The 417-nt window shown below is 54.4% G+C and carries 1 protein-coding gene; it reads right to left on the bottom strand.

What is annotated here, in order from left to right; all coding sequences use genetic code 11:
• Nucleotides 1-417 (bottom strand): peroxidase family protein (locus EIZ39_RS26225; protein WP_305014640.1); only part of this gene is annotated, 417 nt, incomplete at both ends.

The raw sequence follows: 417 nt of genomic DNA, 5'->3' as shown, positions 1-417 counted from the left end.
CCTCTGGCTCTGGACCAACATGAGCCGCATCCCCTGCCCCGTGTGCCTTACCAAAGGTGTGACCGCCAGCGATGAGGGCAACCGTTTCTTCATCATTCATTCCCATTCGAGTAAACGTTTCGCGAATGTCGCGACCACTGGAAACGGGGTCTGGCTTCCCGTTTGGACCTTCCGGGTTCACGTAGATCAGACCCATCTGTACCGCAGCCAGTGGATTCTCCAGCTCCCGATCTCCCGTGTAACGGTGATCCCCTAGCCATTCCTTTTCAGCCCCCCAGTAGATGTCTTCTTCCGGATGCCAAATGTCAGGTCGGCCTGCTCCAAAACCAAAGGTCTTGCCCCCCATCGATTCAATGGCCACATTGCCTGCTAGAACAAGCAAATCAGCCCAAGAGATCTTGTTTCCATACTTTTGCT

The organism is Ammoniphilus sp. CFH 90114, assembly GCF_004123195.1.
Taxonomy (GTDB): Bacteria; Bacillota; Bacilli; order Aneurinibacillales; family RAOX-1; genus YIM-78166.
Note: the sequence above shows the minus strand (reverse complement) of the source record. Positions and strands in the feature narration are given on the sequence as shown.